The organism is bacterium (genome assembly GCA_035295165.1).
In the GTDB taxonomy this organism is placed as follows: domain Bacteria; phylum Sysuimicrobiota; class Sysuimicrobiia; order Sysuimicrobiales; family Segetimicrobiaceae; genus JAJPIA01.
Window position 1 is genome coordinate 1 of the sequence record DATGJN010000033.1, and the last position, 16,376, is coordinate 16,376.

14 protein-coding genes are annotated in these 16,376 nt (G+C 69.1%); 4 read left to right on the top strand and 10 right to left on the bottom strand.

Going from position 1 to position 16,376, the window contains the following annotated elements:
• Together VKZ50_04755 and VKZ50_04760 are read left to right on the top strand one after the other, a co-directional pair.
• Positions 1 to 220 (top strand): thiamine pyrophosphate-dependent enzyme (locus VKZ50_04755; protein HLJ59023.1); only part of this gene is annotated, 220 nt, incomplete at its 5' end.
• A gap of 11 nt (positions 221 to 231) precedes the next feature.
• Positions 232 to 1,206, top strand: a complete 975-nt coding sequence (locus tag VKZ50_04760) for an alpha-ketoacid dehydrogenase subunit beta (protein ID HLJ59024.1) — start codon at positions 232 to 234, stop codon at positions 1,204 to 1,206.
• A 302-nt stretch (positions 1,207 to 1,508) separates the two neighbouring features.
• On the opposite strand, the gene VKZ50_04765 is transcribed toward VKZ50_04760, so the two are convergent.
• Positions 1,509 to 1,886 (bottom strand): hypothetical protein, encoded by a 378-nt coding sequence (locus tag VKZ50_04765; protein ID HLJ59025.1) that lies wholly within the window; start codon positions 1,884 to 1,886, stop codon positions 1,509 to 1,511.
• 449 nt (positions 1,887 to 2,335) lie between these two features.
• Positions 2,336 to 3,538, bottom strand: coding sequence for a hypothetical protein (locus tag VKZ50_04770; GenBank protein HLJ59026.1), 1,203 nt, complete (start codon positions 3,536 to 3,538; stop codon positions 2,336 to 2,338).
• 217 nt (positions 3,539 to 3,755) lie between these two features.
• Here VKZ50_04770 and VKZ50_04775 point away from each other — a divergent pair, with 217 nt between their 5' ends.
• On the top strand, positions 3,756 to 4,346 hold the full coding sequence (locus VKZ50_04775) for a class I SAM-dependent methyltransferase (protein ID HLJ59027.1): 591 nt from the start codon (positions 3,756 to 3,758) through the stop codon (positions 4,344 to 4,346).
• Positions 4,347 to 4,386: 40 nt separating this feature from the next.
• Here VKZ50_04775 and VKZ50_04780 read toward each other — a convergent pair whose 3' ends face one another.
• From VKZ50_04780 to VKZ50_04790, 3 genes are all read right to left on the bottom strand, one after another.
• On the bottom strand, positions 4,387 to 6,153 hold the full coding sequence (locus VKZ50_04780) for an adenine deaminase C-terminal domain-containing protein (protein HLJ59028.1): 1,767 nt from the start codon (positions 6,151 to 6,153) through the stop codon (positions 4,387 to 4,389).
• Between the two features lie 97 nt (positions 6,154 to 6,250).
• Positions 6,251 to 6,580: a tRNA-binding protein gene (locus VKZ50_04785; protein HLJ59029.1), complete on the bottom strand. Its 330-nt coding sequence runs from the start codon at positions 6,578 to 6,580 to the stop codon at positions 6,251 to 6,253.
• Positions 6,581 to 6,619: 39 nt separating this feature from the next.
• On the bottom strand, positions 6,620 to 8,107 hold the full coding sequence (locus tag VKZ50_04790; GenBank protein HLJ59030.1) for a leucyl aminopeptidase: 1,488 nt from the start codon (positions 8,105 to 8,107) through the stop codon (positions 6,620 to 6,622).
• 152 nt (positions 8,108 to 8,259) lie between these two features.
• On the opposite strand from VKZ50_04790, the gene VKZ50_04795 reads away from it, so the two are divergent.
• Complete coding sequence (locus tag VKZ50_04795; GenBank protein ID HLJ59031.1) at positions 8,260 to 8,982, top strand: divergent polysaccharide deacetylase family protein; 723 nt, start codon at positions 8,260 to 8,262, stop codon at positions 8,980 to 8,982.
• A gap of 19 nt (positions 8,983 to 9,001) precedes the next feature.
• On the opposite strand, the gene VKZ50_04800 is transcribed toward VKZ50_04795, so the two are convergent.
• The 5 genes from VKZ50_04800 to VKZ50_04820 form a co-directional block, all read right to left on the bottom strand.
• Positions 9,002 to 9,976, bottom strand: a complete 975-nt coding sequence (locus VKZ50_04800; GenBank protein HLJ59032.1) for a divergent polysaccharide deacetylase family protein — start codon at positions 9,974 to 9,976, stop codon at positions 9,002 to 9,004.
• A 63-nt stretch (positions 9,977 to 10,039) separates the two neighbouring features.
• Positions 10,040 to 11,764: an N-acetylmuramoyl-L-alanine amidase gene (locus VKZ50_04805; GenBank protein HLJ59033.1), complete on the bottom strand. Its 1,725-nt coding sequence runs from the start codon at positions 11,762 to 11,764 to the stop codon at positions 10,040 to 10,042.
• A 128-nt stretch (positions 11,765 to 11,892) separates the two neighbouring features.
• On the bottom strand, positions 11,893 to 12,753 hold the full coding sequence (locus tag VKZ50_04810) for a hypothetical protein (GenBank protein ID HLJ59034.1): 861 nt from the start codon (positions 12,751 to 12,753) through the stop codon (positions 11,893 to 11,895).
• Between the two features lie 108 nt (positions 12,754 to 12,861).
• Positions 12,862 to 14,157 (bottom strand): tetratricopeptide repeat protein, encoded by a 1,296-nt coding sequence (locus VKZ50_04815; protein ID HLJ59035.1) that lies wholly within the window; start codon positions 14,155 to 14,157, stop codon positions 12,862 to 12,864.
• 1,089 nt (positions 14,158 to 15,246) lie between these two features.
• Positions 15,247 to 16,131, bottom strand: a complete 885-nt coding sequence (locus VKZ50_04820; protein ID HLJ59036.1) for a hypothetical protein — start codon at positions 16,129 to 16,131, stop codon at positions 15,247 to 15,249.
• Between the last annotated feature and the right edge of the window lie 245 nt (positions 16,132 to 16,376).

A 16,376-nucleotide genomic window follows, 5' to 3' on the forward strand; every position in this document is an offset into this window, starting at 1 on the left:
CACCTACGTGCCCCCGGCGCTGCTTGAGGAGTGGGCGGCGCGAGATCCGATCGCGCGGTTCGAGGGACGGCTGCGCGATGCCGGGGTCCTCTCTCGTGCAGCCGACGACGCGATGCAGGCGAGAATCGCGCGGGAGGTCGAGGAGGGTCTCGAGTGGGCCGAGGCGAGCCCCGAGCCGTCCCCGGCGACGGTCGCCGACGGCGTGTACGCCCCGGACTGAGGACTCACGACATGGCGCAGATGAGCTATCTGGAAGCGATCCGCGACGCGCTGCAGGGCGAGATGCGGCGGGATCCCCGCGTGTTCGTGCTCGGCGAGGACATCGGTGTCTACGGAGGGGCGTTCGGCATCACGAGGGGGTTCGTGGAGGAGTTCGGCGCGTGGCGCGTCATCGACGCGCCGCTCGCCGAGACCGCGAACGTGGGCGCGGGAATCGGCGCCGCGGTGCTGGGGATGCGCCCCGTCGTGGAGATGCAGTTCGCGGACTTCGTCTCGGACGCGTTCACCCAGGTCGTCAACGTCGCCGCGAAGTTTCACTGGCGCACCGGCACGCCGCTCCCGCTGGTGCTGCGCCTGCCCTACGGAGGGGACGTGAAAGGCGGCCCGTTCCACTCTCAGTGCATGGAGGCGTGGTTCGTCCACACGCCGGGGCTCAAGGTCGTGGCGCCGGCGTTTGCCGACGACGCCAAGGGTTTGTTGACCGCGGCGATCCGCGACCCCAACCCGGTGATGTTCTTCGAACACAAGCACCTCTATCGGTACCGGACCGAGGACGTGCCGGACGGCGAGCACACGACGCCGATCGGCGTCGCGCGTACGGTCCGCGACGGCACCACGCTCTCCGTGTTCTCCTATGGGTGGATGCTGCACAAATGCCTCGCCGCGGCCGACGCGGTGGCACGCGATGGGATCGACGCGGAGGTCTTGGATCTCAGGAGTCTTGCGCCCCTCGACCGCGAGGCGATTCTGGGGTCGGTGCGCAAGACCGGCAAAGCGCTCGTGGTGCACGAGGCGGTCCGCACGGCCGGCGTCGGCGCCGAGGTCGCGTCGTTGATCGGCGAGGAGGCGTTCGATGCGCTGGACGGCCCGGTGGTGCGGCTTGCCGGCAAGGACGCGCCGGTGCCGCACAGCCCGGTGCTCGAGGCCGCGTTTCAGCCGTCTGCGGACGAGATCGCCTCGGCGATCCGCGCGCTCGCCGCGTACTGAACGCCCGCGGCCCCTCCGTTGGGGCCGTGTCGATCCGGCGGACCGCATTCGAAGTCGCATCGTGAGGGGGGAGGGCAGCGCGGTCTTTGCGAGCGCTCGTGTTGCCCGCGATCGTCGCCCGCGTCGCAAGAACAGGCACGGCCTTCACGTCTGTCAGTCTCGCGGAATCTCTTTCGTAGCGTTCCGGGCGGCACGGCGGGTTTGCATCGGTGGGCTCGGACGCTCGACGAACGCCAGACGCCCGGAGCGTCAGGGGCTCCGAGCGCCGTGGCTGAACGGACCTGCGTGCTGGTAAGGGACCGCTATTTTACGTCGTACCCGGTGTCCAAGACGGCGGCGTCCGCCCCGTTCTTGCACGTGATGTGCACGCCGTAGTGCGCGGAGTACCCATGGATCTGTTGCCACGACCAGGTGACTTGGCCCTTGTCATCGGCCTGGAGGTCCCGGAGCGGGGCTGATGTTTGCGATCCTCCTCTGCCTGTGGCGCTGTTTCCGACCGACACCAGTCCCCCACACGTTGCCCCGGATTGCGTTTGCACGACAATCGTCTGTTGTTGCCCCTGACCAATTGGCGAATTGATGGACACCAGTGTCACCGTGAGTTTGTCGGCGAACCCTGGTCCAACGCTCACGGTCAGCAGGATCAGTATCGTCGGGACGAGGAGAGCAATGGCTCGCATGAGGTCCTCCTTTGCGTGGCGTAACTCGGGAGAGTGTAACAGGGGCGGGAGCCCGCCGCCATCCTTCGTTCGATCCGCTTTACGCGACCTCGCGGGTCGGCCTTCGTTCGATGGAAGCCATGGGCACCTTCGTGCGGCGACGGAGAGCCCGGGAGTCATGATCCCACCCGTCGCGTTCGAAAGGCATCCAAGGCAACACGATCATTCCGCATCTCCCCACGGGAACCAAGACGCCCGCTGAGGCCCTGTCCCTCGCCCGCGAGCTCATGGCCACGTCTGTGGCTCAGGGGACGGGGTACGCCACAGTGACTGTGCGGCGAGCCGCGACGCGGGAACGGCCACCGATGGGAACGCGCAGTCGTCGCGGAGCGGCGGCGAGGTTGTGGGGGCCGGGGCGTCGCGGGCTACTGTTTGGTCCGGTAAGGCGGCGGAATCCTCGCTCGGACTCCCTAGCCGCGCCCTTCGAGCGCCCGCTTGATCCACGCCAGATGCCCTCGCCGGATGTGTCCATAGTTGTAGAAGGAGAGCCCGTCCACGCCCACCTCGCGGAGCACCCGTACCTTCGCCGCGAGGTTCGTCGCGTCGGCCGCATCCGGGTAGGCGGGCTTGAGGACGACGTGGAGGCGCGTGCTCGGCCCGATCCGATGACGGGCCCACCACGCGTCCGCGCCGACCTCGATGGGGTCCGCACGGTAGCCGAGGATCTCGATCGTGTCGACGTGCCCCGCGAGCCGCGTCAGGTCCGAACCGTTCAGCGGTGCCCGCGCGAGCGGTTGGCCGACGGACGGAATGACGGACAGACGCACCCCCGCCGGCGTGGCGGCGCGGAGGTCGGCGACGAGCGACGTCACGGTGTCGACCCGGACGGCGAGGTAGGATGCGAACTCGCGGTCGTGGAGAACGTTTGCGAGCACCCAATGGAGCGCTTGTCCGTCGGAGGGTCGCGGCATCGACGGCGCATCGAAGAACGCATCGAGCGCGTCGCGCACGGTCTCCGCGAGTCGGGCGGCGTCGAGCCCGGTCTCCGCGGCCCTCGCCGCACACGCCGGGCAGAAGCACAGGGCGAGCAGCATCGCGCTCCACGGATCCGGCGGGTCCATGCGGTTCTCATGGTGAAATCCGTGCGCGTACGGGAGAAAACCCGGCGCTTCGATGACGACGTGCTGCACCGGGTAGGACGCCGCCACGTCCGCGATCAGGGCCCGCGCGTACGCGCGCACCGACCCATGGCTGGGGCAGAGGCTGTACCAGTACGGGTCGCCGTAGGCATTTCGCGCAACGCACTCCGGGTGCGCGGTGCCGAGCGGCGTGTTGTGCAAGAGCACCATCCACGCGGCGACGTCGACACCGCTGGCCGCCCGGTGGTCTGCCAGCGCGGCGAACGCATCGTACCGCTCAACGAGCGGGTTCACGATGGGGCGGAGCGGGGTGTCTCGATACCGGGCGGTCGTCGGCCGGAAATATACCGTGCCGTCGACCGGGAAGATGACGCGGGTCGCGGGCGCATGCGGACGCAGAAATTTTCCGGCGTGGTAGCTGCCGGCGACGACGGCCGTGTTGATGCCGACGTCCCGGAGGCGCGCTGTCACCGCCTCGGTACCTTCATCGGCGAGATCCCACGGATACAGAAACATCCCCGCGTACACGCGCATCCCCGCCTTTCAAGAACGTCGGGGGATCCTTCCTGGCGCGTCGCGGCGTCCCCTGTTCGCGGTCAGGATCTATCTCGGCGTGTTGCGCGGCGGGCGGACGGCAAGTGGATGAGGCGGCGCGGAGGAGCGCATCCCGCGGCCCGCGAAGGCCGTGGGCGCTGCCGTCGGGCCGCGTTGGCGTGTGTCGAGACGTCGGCCGAGCAGCGGAGGAGGCCCGATGGACGAGGCCGCGCTGTTTCACCTGCTGGATGAGTTGGCCGAGTTTGGCCGCGCGCACGACGCCCGCGAATCCGAGCGATCGCGGCGGCTGCTCAACATCACGCCCGAGGCCGGCCGGTTCTTGTCGATTCTGGTGCGCGTGCTCGGCGCGCGCACCATCTTGGAGCTGGGGACGTCGAACGGGTACTCGACGATCTGGCTGGCATGGGCCGCGTCCGCGACCGGCGGCCACGTCACGACGGTCGATCAGGCGCCGCACAAGGTGGCGATGGCGCGCGAGAACCTGGCCCGAGCCGGGGTGGGCGGGCGCGTGACGATCCGAGAGGCCCGCATCCTCGACGTGCTGCCGAGCATCGCCGGGCCCGTGGATTTCATCCTGCTGGACGCCGACCGCCCCAGTTATCTGACGTACCTCGGCCCGCTGCTGCGGTTACTCCGCCCGGGTGGCCTGCTCGCGACGGACAATGTGGTGTCGCACGCGTCGGAGGTCACGGCGTTTATGGCGCGATTGAGGGCGGACCCCGCATTGGAGACCGTGACCCTGCCGGTCGGAAGCGGCGTGGAGCTCACCTACAAGCGGACACCCTGACGATGTCGGGCGATCGGCCCGCCGGTCTCGTCGCGACCGTTTAGGCGGGGGATGGGAGGTCTCGTCTCGGAACGAGCGTTTCCCCGCGCCGGACATCCCACACCCCGCGGTAGGTGACGCGCACGTCGGGCAGCGAGTCGATCGGCAGGAAGAGCAGGCTGTAGTGTGGGTCGGCGTGAGCGTACCCGCGCGCGCGGAGGAACGCGTACAGGCCCCGCACCTGGTCTGCGACCGCCGGCAAACGGTCGGGCGACATCACCCCTGCGATCGGCAGCGGCAGTTCGAGCAGGGTCGTTCCCCGTTCCACCGCCACGATCCCGCCGCCGATCTCGAGGACCCGCCGGGTGGCGTGCGCCATGTCCGCGGGGTCCTGGCCGAGCACGATGAGATGGGCGTTGACGTTGAACGAGGACGCCATCCCGCCCAGCCGGGTGACGAAATTCGAGAGCGCGCCGTTGGTGATCCAGCGTCCCGCCGGATCGAGGAGCGCCAGCCGGACAACGTCGGAGGGCCACGCGAGCACGCCGTTGCGAACGGGCACGGTCATGTCTCGCCTGCGCGTGATGACGCTGTTCTCCAAGTGCATCACCGGAAAGCTCACGCTGTCGGGCGGACTCGCGGGGACTCGGGACGACGTTCCATCGCCGGCGGCGGCGAGGTCACCGGCCGTGGTCTCGAACAGCTCCGGGCGTGGATGCCAATCCGGTCGGATCCTGCGCGGAAAGTAGCGGGGCCAGTCCACGTCGGGGAAGGTCGCCACCGTCGCGCGGTCGCGCACCGCGATCTCGCCCGCGGCCAGCACGAGCGACGGCGTGGGATCGCGGAGGTCGTCGAGCACGGCGATATCCGCGCGCCGGCCGGGACCGATTCCGCCGATTTCCTCGTCGAGGTCGAAGTACGTCGCCGGATTGAGCGTCGCCATCTGATACGCGGGGATCGGCGGGATGCCCGACGCAATGGCCTGACGGATCACGTGGTCCATGTAACCGGATTCGGCGATCGTCGTCGTCTCGGGGCCGTCCGTGGTCAGCATCAGCCGGGCGGAGGCCGCCCGCTCCGCCGTGACCGCCTGTGCGAGGGCGGGGAGATCCGGACGCAGCGACGAGTGTCGCAGCATCGTGTAGATGCCGGCCCGGAGCCTGGCGAGGGCTTCGTCCGGGGTGATCGCCTCGTGATCCGCCGACCAGCCCGCGGCGGCGAGCGCGACGAGACGGTCGGGCGACGCCCCCGGCGCATGGCCCTCGATCCGCCGGCCGGTCGAGAACGCGAGCGCAATCTTCCGGAACAGGTCCTCGTCTCCGCGGTAGAGGTCGGGCCACCGGGTGACCTCGCCGACGGCGCGCACCGATTCCTGTTCCAGCAACGGGGTCAGACGCTCGATCGAGAACATCGTTTCGTCCGGCAGCGGCGAGGCCGCGTCGGGGCGGAGGAACCAGTAGACGTGGACCGGCATGGCGGACAGCCTCGCCAGCAGCTCCACGATCAGTTCCGGCGGCGTCTGCAACTGTATCTGCAGGGTGTCTGCGACCAGCGCGGTCGTCCCCGTACGCAGGACCTCGCGTGCGAACTCGACCGGGGTCACCATCCCGGTGATGTGGGTGTGGGGGTCGATGTACCCGGGCGCGAGCACCTTGCCGGCGAGCGTCAGGACGTCGGTGTCCGGTCCCACCATCGTGCGGCCGGACCCCACGTACGCCACGCGGCCGCCGGCGATGGCCACGTTCGCCCGGTAGAGTTCACCGCTGTACACGTTGAGCAGCGTCGCGCTCTCAAGATAGCGGTCGGCGGGTTGGCGGCCCGCGGCCACGCCCAGCAGACGTCGGCTCTCCTCGAAGGTTCGTGTCGTATGTCTCAGCGGGGTGCTCCCATCCTCGGTGCCGGCGCGCTCCGCGCGACCGCAGCGGTCAGAAGATCTTGGTGCCGTCCGGCACGTCGCGCTCGAGGCTCAAGAGCACGACCCGTCGTTCTGGATCCGCCGCGCCCAGGACCAGCACCTCGGACGTGAACCCGGCGATCGCACGGGCTCCCAGGTTGAAGGCCGCGACGACCTGTCGTCCCACGAGGTCTTCCGGCCGGTACAGATCAGTGAGCTGCGCGCTCGACGTGCGCTCGCCGTAGGGTCCGAAGTCGATCCAGAGCATGTATGAGGGCTTCCGCGCCTTGGGATGGCGCTCCGCCCTGCGGATCCGGCCGACCCGCATGTCGAGGGCTTCAAATGCCTCGAGTCCCTTCATGCTGTCGTGTGTGCGCAGCCCTGGCGGGTGGGCCGCCGCCTAGTCGGACGACGCCAGGTAGCGCAGCAGCGTCCGCACCCCGAAGCCGGTGCCGCCCATCGGCATGTAGGGCGGTGCGCTCTTCTCCTCGCAAAACGCTGGCCCAGCAATGTCGAGGTGGGCCCACGGGGTCGCGCCAACGAACTCGCCGATGAACGCGGCGGCCCGCTCGGCGCCGGCTTGGCGCCCGGCGGAGTTCTTCAGGTCGGAGATCTCGCCGCGCATCGCCTCGAGGTACTCCTCGTACATCGGCAACTGCCAGACCTGTTCCCCGGCCAGCGCCGCGGCGCGGACGAGGCGCTCTTGCAGGGTCTGGTCGTTGCCCATGATGCCGGCCGTGTAGTCGCCGAGCGCGATCACGCACGAGCCGGTCAGCGTGGCGAGGTCGATGAGTTCCGTGGCGCCCTCGCGCACCGCGAACGCAAGTCCGTCCGCGAGCACGAGCCTGCCCTCCGCGTCGGTGTTGGTGATCTCCACGGTCTTCCCCGCGAGGCTCCGGATGATATCGCCTGGCCGCATCGCGTGCCCGCTGATCATGTTCTCGGTGGCGGTCGCGATGCCGAGCACGCGCACGGGCACGTCGTGGGCGCGCAGCGCGCTCATCGCGCCGACGACGGCGGCGGCGCCTCCCATGTCGCCCTTCATCGTAGCCATCCCGCTCGCCCCCTTGATGTCGAGCCCGCCGCTGTCGAACGTGATGCCCTTGCCCACGATCGCGACCGTTCGCCGGGGCCGCTCGCCACCGCCGGAACCCTTCGGTTCGTACGTGAGCACGATGAACTTCGGGGGTTGGTCGCTCGCCGCCGCGACGGCGGCGAACAGTCCCATCCCCATGCGGCGTGCCTCGTCGAGCTCGATGACGCGGAAGCGAAGCCCGTCCCGCTCGGCGACCGCGCGGGCCGCGTCCGCGAGGCCGGCAGGGGTCATGACGTTGGCTGGCTCGTTGACGAGGTCGCGCGCCAGACAGGTCGCCCGCACGGCTGCTTCCCCGAGCCTGAGCGCGGCCCCGAGTGCCTCCTGGGCCCCGGTGGGCACCAACACGGTTGCCTCCTGCACGGGCGTGTCGGTGCCGCCGCGGTACTTGTCAAACCGGTAGGCGCCGAGCCCGGCGCCCTCTACGATCGCGCGGACGCGCTCGGCCGCATCCGAGCCGTCCGGTCCCGTGTGCAGCGCGATCCGCACCGCCCGGGCCTCACGCGCGCGCCGGACCGTCACCGCTGCGTAGCGCCGCAGGCGCTCGTGGTCGGATCCCGCGCCGGTGCCCACGAGCAACACCCGACGGAACGGTGCGTCCGGGGCGAAGTGCATCACGGTGGTGCCCTGTTTGCCGGTGAATCCTTCGACGCGCGCCAGTTCGGCGAGCCGTCCGCCGGTCGCGCCGTCGACGTCGGCCGCAGGTCCACTTAGTGTTCCCGGTTCGGAGACCGGCAGAGCGAGCAGGTCGCACTGCGTACGGTGAGGCGCGGTGTCGCCGAGTCCAAAGCGCATCAAGGGTCCTCCCAAGGATGCGGCGGCGAACGCCGCCGCAGGCTCGCGCGAGAAGAAACGCACTCAGGAGTATTGTCGGGCGCGCCGGGAAACCCCTCTGCGGGGCACGGCGTGTTGACGGTCGGGAGGCCCGGCGGTAGACTCGGGCCGGGATGGTGAGAGCGCTCGCGGTCGTCCTCGTCGTTGCGGCCGCGGTGGGGACCGTGGGACCGGCGCCCGGTGCCGGTCGGTCCGCGTCCGCCGCGATCGTCCTCGTGCACGCGGGCGCCAGCCTGGCCGCGCTCGCCCCGATCTACGCCATGCGGCGTCCGTTCGGTCTCGGGATTCGCCCGCGGCAGCCCTACTCGGTGGAAATCTCGAAGGACGCGCCGGCCCACGGGCTGGAGGCGGTGCTGGACCTCCCGGTCGGGACGGCCGGGTCGGCCGTTCCCGCGATCACCGCGCGCATGTCCGATGACGAGATCCGCCGCACGACGTTGGACGATCTCGTGACGGCGCCGGGGGTCGTGGGGCTCCGCGCCGACGCCGGGGCCTATGGCGTGCCGAACGCTCGGGTGCTGCGAGACGTGTTGCAGGTCGTTCGTGCGAGGGGTGCGTGGTTTCTCGCGGCTGGAGACGACGACTCCGGTGCGTCCGCGATCGCCCGGGAACTCGGCGTTCCGGTGCTCGTCGTGACCGATGATCTGGATGCGACCCCGACCCCCGATGCGATTGCGGCAGGCGTCCGTAGGCTGATCACGCGCGCGCGCGGGACGGGAATGGCGATTGGCGTGGCTCGCTTGGAGACGCCCGCGCCCAGTGTCATCGGCGCCTTGCTGTCCGAATTCGATCGCGCGGGGGTGCGCCTCGTGCCGCCTTCGGTGTTCCTTCGCTGAGCGCTGTCGGCGCCGTCCGCTAACGGACCAACTGCGACACCGTCACGAGCTGGATCCCCGCCTCGTCAAACTCGGGCAGCATCGATCGCAACACGCCGGCCGTGACCTTGCCGACGTGTCCGATCGCGATCGCCTGCCCTTGGCTGAGCGCGATCCTGATCAGCGCGTGGAACTGGCCACGCACGTAGGCGTCCGTGTTCTGGTTGTCGAGGAACACGGCGCGCGTTCCGGTCGGCACGCCCATCTCCCGGGCGACCTGAGCGGCCACCGAGCGCGGCGATGTCAAGCTGTCCACGAAGAAGAGCTGCCGCGTCTTGATCACCGAGATGACGTCCCGCATCACCCGCGGGTCCGCGGTGCCGCGAGACCCCTCGTGGTTGTTCGCGCCCACGGCGGTGGGGACCGTCGCGAGGTCGCCTCGGACGGTCTCCTGGATCGCGGCGTCGGGCATGTCCACCGTGACCACCCCCGGGCCGAGCGGGATCGACGGGTCCAGTGGCTGCACCGGCAGGTGCAAGATGATCTGCACGCCGTGGGCTGGGGCCTCCTGCGCGATCTCGGTGGAGAAGGGGAGGTGGGGAAGGACCGACATGGTGACCGGCCGGCCGAGCGCCATGACCTCGCGGGCGGCCGCGAGACTGTAGCCGGCGTCATCGAAGATGACCGCCACCCGCGCGCGCCCCGGCCCGGCCGGGCCGACGGGATGCTCCGGGGCCTGCGTGGATGGCTGCGGGGCCGACGGCGTGGATCCCGCCGACGGCGCCCCTGGGGTCTGCTGCGGTGTCGACGCTCCGGGTCGACGAGGGGGGGCCTGCTGCGGCGAGCGGGGGTGCATTGTCGGCCCGGGCGCGACCGCGACCGGTGACCGCGTCACGGGACGGCTGTGAGACGCCCACAGCGCTCCGAGCACCAGCCCGACGCCAAGCAGCACGCCGAGTAACAGCGCGCTCAACCACTGCGAGGATTGCCGGCGAGCCGATCGCCGTCGCGCCATGCGTGTCCTCCCTTTCGGATTCCGTCTCTGGGCCGGCGGGCAGCGCGAGGGGCCGTCCCGACGCTACGGGGCCCCGGACTGCTGGGCCGTGAGATACCGCTGGATGCCGTTGAGAATGCCCCGCGCGAACAGTTGTTGCGTCGCGGGGTCCCGCAGCATCTGTTCCTCCCGCGGGTTCGTGACAAACGCGGTCTCCACGAGCACGGCGGGGATCTGTCTGGTGTCGAGGAGCACCTCGAACCGCGCCTGGGTCGGAGGCCGCGGCGTGAGGTTGACCGCGCGGCTCACCTCGTCCTGCACGTACTGGGCGAGGGGGACGCTCTGCGGTGTGTAGTAGAACGTCTGGGTACCGTTTGCGTTGGCGTCCACGGAGGCGTTCGCGTGGATGCTCACGAACAGGGTCGCTCCGCCTCGCTGCGCGATGGACGCGCGATCGTCGAGTGGGACAAACTCATCCCTGTCGCGCACCATGACGGTGTCGATGTGCTGCTGGGCCAGCAGCGCGCGGAGGTCTTGGGCGATCGCGAGCACCACGTCCTTCTCGCGAACCCCGGTCGGACCGGTCGCGCCCGGGTCGCTCCCGCCGTGGCCCGCATCGATCGCGACGACGACCGGACCGCGGGGGCCGGAGGCGGGTAACGGTCCCGCTCCGGGCGCGCCTGCGGCTGCGGCGCCGAGGCCGACCAACGTCTCTGTCGGGTCGGCGCCGGCGCGCACGGCAAACGGCGCGGGACGGGCCAGTTCGACGACGACCCGCACGATGTCCGGCGCCTTGTGGAATTGCGCCGCGCGGATTTGGACGACGAGCCCGTCGTTCACGTCCAGCGTCTGTTTCACCGGGACAAACACGGCGTCCTGGGCATCCAGCACGACCCGGTCCGGGTTGCGCAGCACGTGCTGCGTGATCCGGAGCGGCTGGGTACTCGTGATCGAGAGCCGCCCGCCGCCGTCGACGTGCTGATAGGCGACATTCAGGATGCGCGGCTCGCCGGAAGCCGCGGGCGAAATGGAGCCGCGGGGCTCCGGCAGGCTGCCGGTCGTGACGGTGAGGGTCGCATGCCGGCCGGTCGTATCGGATGCCAGTCGGAACCGGACCGGTCCCGTGACCGCGAAGGTCACCTCGCTGCCGGACGGGAGCGTGGCCACGGTGATGCTCGTGAGCGGGCCTTCGTGGACGTCGATCGTCGGTTGCGGGAGCCGGGCGAGCGCGCCGTCCACGTCCACCACCACGCGGTCGGGACCGCGCAGAAAGGCAGCGCGTGCGTGAAGCGGCGCCGTCGCGTCGAACTGGACCTCGAGGCCCTCGCCAACCGCCCGCCACGCAATGCCTGTGATCTGCGCGCTGATGGTGACGGTGCGGGTCGCCGCATCGTAGCTTGTAATGTCGCCCAGGGTGTCGAATACCCACTGCACTGGGATGAGCACCCGCCCGAACACGCTGACGAGCGGAATCGGGATCGGCCTGCGTTCGCCGTTGACCGTCGCGTAGGGGTCGTCGGGGCGGAGCTGCATCTCATCGCCGGCCGGGCTCACGAGCGTGAGGGTTTGGCCGCGGGGATCCCAGCTCGCGTGGATTCCGAGTGGTTCGGACAACCCCTGATAGGGGGCCATGACGACGGAGTCCTGGAGGATCGCGTCGCCCCGGAGGAACACTGGCTGCCCGTTAGCGATGGCGCGGATCGCCACCGCCTGGGCGCGTGCCGGTGCGGTCGGAAGGGACACGAGGAACGTGGCGGCCAGCACGGCCACCAACGCCCCACAAAGGGCCCGGCGTGCCCGGAGTGCCATGTGCACGGCGATCGATCCTCCCACTGCTGCTGCGACGCATGCGGCGATCCCTGCGATGTCCCGTCCGGCGACCGGAACTTCGGGCCTCTTCCGGCGGCTAGTACGCCCGGCGAGCCGTAATCTCCTGCCTAGGCCCACACCTCGTCGATCGGGCCTTCATCCGCAGCCTTGCCCAGCGGCGGGAGTCCCGCGTTGTCGGTGATGGTCCGGCAGAACCCGTAGTGCGTGTGCCGAACCTGCGAGACACTCCCGCGCCGCACGCCACGCCCCCACCAGGCGGCGAAGACCCGGTTGTTCTCGGTCCCGTCGTCCTCGTCGTAGCAGAAGAACAGGGCCGGGTACCGGCCCGCCGCATCCGGCGTGGCAAACCAGCGTGACCGGCCGAGTAGGTCCAGCAACGCCGTGAGGTTATGGTCGGCCTGCGCGAAGTCCCCGTCGTGGAGATCGTTCGCATCGTTCCAGCCGACGTACACCAGACAGGTAGGGGGAAGGGTATCGAGGTCTCGCCCGAACGTGTCGAACCCGTGGCGCTCGGCCGCGATTGGCGCGTGCAGGTCTCCGAGCGGATTGTGGCGGCGCGCGGCGGTGCCGGCGAGATGGTAGACGTACGTGGGGATGGGCGGTCTCAGCGAGGCGGCGATGCTTGCGACCGACGGGTGGAACGCATCCACGACCTCGCCGTTACCCCACGTTTCTCCCGATACCATCGCCCGGTAGTTGGGACCGGACGGGTGCCCGATCGCGTAGTAGCGTGAGAGGACCGTGCCCTCGCGCGCCACGCGGCGATGGGACGGAAGCGCCGCGACCTCACCGAATGCGCGGTTCTCGAACACCCCGAAGACGAGGCTGCTCCACCACCGGCTCGCTGCGCGCGCGGCCGCGGACCATCCGAGGAACCCGCCGCCCGCCAGAGCCCACGCGAGAAACGTACGGCGGGTGCGTCCTGGCGCGGGCGCGGAACGCCCCTCGGGCCGTGCAGAATGTGACATGAGACCTCCCGGTTCCGAACTCGTCCCTCGAGCCCATCCTACCAAGCGGGTCGTTGCGGAGGGAGCGTGGCGACCGGGATGAGCGGGACGCGTGCGCGCCGATCTTCGCTAGTGGTGCTTGTCGGCCCTGAGCACCCGAAGTGTTCTCGCGAGATACGGGGCGGCTTCCGATGGGCGCTGCTGCTCCAGCAGCAATTCGCCGAGTTCGTTGCAGGCCGCCGCGAGATCGGCGTCCATGCCGAGCGATTCAAACGCGGCGATCGCCTCCTCGTAGTGGCGGATGGCCTCCGCGACCTGCCGTGCGGCCGACCGCAGGCGGGCCCACGCGACTTGAATCCGCGCCGCCTCGGTCTTGTCGCCGAACTTCTTCGTGAGGCGATCCGCCTCGACGAGGGCCGCGTCGGCCTCGGCGAACTCCCGTTTCATGGTGAGGGCTCGTCCCAGTTCCGTAAGCGATCGTGCTCGCCCGGGATCATCTCCGATGCGTCCCTTGATGCGCAGGCTGGTGTTGATGTGAGCGATCGCGTCGTCCACGTTCCCGCGCGCCAGCAGGGTGATGCCGATGCTGTTGTGCGCCCATCCCAGCAACCGCGTATCTTGTAGCACCTCGAAGAGGTGCTCGGCTTTGGTCAGGTGCACGATCGCGGTCTCGTAGTCGCCGCGCTCGCGCTGAGCCACGCCGAGTTGTACATGCACCAACCCGAGTCGATGAAGGTCCTCCGTCGGCTCGACGAGCGCCAGCGCTTGCTCATACCAGCGGGCGGCCTCGACATGATCCCCCAGTTCCATGTACGTATTGCCGAGGTTGTAGAGGAGAATCCCGCCAAGGCTCAGATCCGTGTCGTTCGTCGCTTGGAAGCGCTGGAACCCCTCGGAGAAGTGGCGTCGCGCGTCCTCCAGGCGCCGCTGGAAATACGCGATGATGCCGAGGACGTGGTTGATGCGCACGAGGTGGCGTGAATCGCCGATCGCCACCGCCAACTCCTGTCCGCGCTGCAGGCTCTCCTCCGCGAGATCAAACTGCCGGAGGTGAGCCAATGCCATGGCCAAACCGATGTGGCACTCGGCCTCGACACTCTTGTCCCGACTTTCCTTGCCCAGGCTGAGTGCTTCTTCGAAGTGCTCGGCCGCCCGCGTGTAGTCGCCCTGCTTTATCGCGACCCACGCTGACGCGACTGCGACGCGGACCGCTTTCGTGCTCAGCAGCGTCCCCGGTTCCAGGAAGTAGCCCACGGGTTTTTGGAGGCGCTCGGCGAGCAGGAGCAACGTCTGCAGGGACGGTTTGGCCCGACCCTTTTCAACCAGGCTTATGAATCCCTTCGTGAGGTTCCCACCGCCGAGTTCGGTCTGTGTAAGGCCGAGCTCCTTGCGTCTCCCCCGAATCCGTTCACCCAATGAAGACACCGATGTCGCTCCATTGTCCTCAAAATATAGTTAGTGATACTTGACAAGGCTCTGATGTTTTCTGCCGGGAACACGAATTCCTGCTGTCATCCAACCTCTGAACAAAGTTTCAATTCGCCTCACTCGCAAATCCAACCGCGTCGTACGAGCGTGAAGAGAAAATGGCCGCTCGGCGGTCGGCTCATATCCTCTTCCGTTACGCACAATGTGGTTCACGAAGTGACGACTTGTAAAGCCCCCAATTGCAGCGCGAGTTGCCGGGATCGGATCCAGCTATCTATGACGTCGTCCCCGTGATCTGAGGAACGAGCGGCGGAACGCCGAGGACAGCGCCGGGTCCGTTGTCGTCCCCTTGGGGAACGAGCGGCGGCACGCCCAGAACGGCGCCAGGCCCGTTGTCGTCACCTTGCGGGAGCAGTGCCGGGTTGCTCAAGGTTGCCCCAGCCATCGGCACGGCACCGAATGCGGCAACTTGTGGGAATCCAAATGCAAGCACGAATGCACCTGTGAGCAAGATCGAGAGCATTTTTCTCAAGTTCAACCCCTCCTTCTTTCTGTTTAATCCGCCGAACGGCCGGTTACACAATACTTGATTCGCTGATCACACCCCTTTACTGGAACCATGGTGCGCCGGGCAGGCCGGGCGGGCGGCTCGCCCCGACGCTCGTCGAGCAGGCGCCGCACGCCCGCTCGGGCGCGAGTTCGGGAGCGGGGTCCTCGGCCGGTAGCGCCCGCACGGCGTATCGCTCCCGAGCACGCGACGGTCCCGCGCTATGCCGTTCCTCGGCGTGGCATGGTTGCTACTGTCCGTGGGGATTGGCACGTACTTCGTCGAGGTTCGGGGGCCACCGCGATGCGGGGGCGTCGGGGCTGTTCTTATTCGCGTGGGGATGCTCGCTCGGATGCGACCGGGGTCGCGACCCGGGCCGTGGTTTTTCCGCTTCAGCACGTGGACGATGCTCTGTGCCTACGAGACGCAGCACCAAGGGGTCGGGCGGCGTCGTTGGTGTGCGTGCTGCGGCGTGGGCCTACCGTGCGTTCGGGGAGCTGCCGATCGCACGCGTCGCGGGGTGACCGCGCGAAGATCCGCTACTGCGGCATGCTGTTCAGGAACGCCACGAGACGGCGCGGGGCCGGCGGTGGAGCTTCGCAGAAGGCCGTCCAGGTTTCCGCGAGCCGGCCGATGAGCTCCGGCGGGATCTGCACGGGTGCGACGCCGGCGGCTCCCTCCCACGGGGGGCCTTCCAACCGCAGGCCGATTTGGTCCGCGAAGTCCATGGCCGTGTCGCCGGCCGCCCGCACGGCGGCGCTGTTCTCCATCGGACGCCCCGCGCTGTCTTCGTACACTGCGACGAGCGTCTTCAAGAGGGCGGCCAGCCCGGCGACCGCGCGCAGCGTGACCCACTGCTCCTGGATGCTGGCCTCGGGGTCCCACAGCGTCGGGGGAGCGCCGTTCGGATCAGCCGTCGGGACCGGCCGGACGAGGCGTGTGTCGGCCGCGATCGTCCCGGCCCAGCGCTCGAGCAGCGCGCGAGAGATCGTCGCGGCCTGCAGAACACCGAGGGCCCCGGCGCCCGTGCGGAATGCCCGGTGACAGATCGCGATCGCGGCGTCGGTGACCTTGCTGCCAAGGTCAGGCGGCGCGAGACGAGGTAGCCGCACCTCGCGTTCGAACAACATCTCCGTCATCACGGCGACGCGCTCGCGCGTATCGTATCGGTCGCCGCGGCGTTCCAAGTCCCGTCGCAAGCGCTCTTGGAGGCGCGGCCCTTGCGTATGGAGCAGTTCGATCGCGATGCGCACAGGTGCGAAGACGCAGACGAGCCAGAGAGTGACGACGATAAACAGATGCTGGCCGCCGGCGAAACCCAGCGTGACGAAAGCGCCGACGAGACACACCACGAGCCACGCCCGTCCAAACGTCCGGCGCGGACCCGGCCGGCTCAGGCGCGCCAGGCGGTAGCGCAATGTCACAGACGTACAGTCCGCGCGCGGCGGATCGGGGAAGTTCGACGTGACGGCATCTGTCCTCCCAATGCGGGCGCGAAGGGTTGCGTGCAGATCGACGGCTATACGGTACCCTACTCGCTTCCGCGAAAAAACGGAGTTTCCTGGGCGTGCTGCCGGTGCGAGCCGCGTGTTGCCCTCCCAAACCGATTGGAACGGCGGTGGCGGAAACTCGCGAGGGTGATGCGACGCGCCCGCGGCGCGCGCGCGGG

Excerpts from the sequence above, each read along its gene's own strand:
- VKZ50_04790 (HLJ59030.1), bottom strand. The coding sequence starts at position 8,107 with ATGCGCTTTGGACTCGGCGACACCGCGCCTCACCGTACGCAGTGCGAC.
- VKZ50_04765 (HLJ59025.1), bottom strand. The coding sequence starts at position 1,886 with ATGCGAGCCATTGCTCTCCTCGTCCCGACGATACTGATCCTGCTGACC.
- VKZ50_04800 (HLJ59032.1), bottom strand. The coding sequence starts at position 9,976 with ATGGCGCGACGGCGATCGGCTCGCCGGCAATCCTCGCAGTGGTTGAGC.
- VKZ50_04795 (HLJ59031.1), top strand. The coding sequence starts at position 8,260 with ATGGTGAGAGCGCTCGCGGTCGTCCTCGTCGTTGCGGCCGCGGTGGGG.
- VKZ50_04760 (HLJ59024.1), top strand. The coding sequence starts at position 232 with ATGGCGCAGATGAGCTATCTGGAAGCGATCCGCGACGCGCTGCAGGGC.
- VKZ50_04770 (HLJ59026.1), bottom strand. The coding sequence starts at position 3,538 with ATGCGCGTGTACGCGGGGATGTTTCTGTATCCGTGGGATCTCGCCGAT.
- VKZ50_04775 (HLJ59027.1), top strand. The coding sequence starts at position 3,756 with ATGGACGAGGCCGCGCTGTTTCACCTGCTGGATGAGTTGGCCGAGTTT.
- VKZ50_04805 (HLJ59033.1), bottom strand. The coding sequence starts at position 11,764 with ATGGCACTCCGGGCACGCCGGGCCCTTTGTGGGGCGTTGGTGGCCGTG.
- VKZ50_04810 (HLJ59034.1), bottom strand. The coding sequence starts at position 12,753 with ATGTCACATTCTGCACGGCCCGAGGGGCGTTCCGCGCCCGCGCCAGGA.
- VKZ50_04785 (HLJ59029.1), bottom strand. The coding sequence starts at position 6,580 with ATGAAGGGACTCGAGGCATTTGAAGCCCTCGACATGCGGGTCGGCCGG.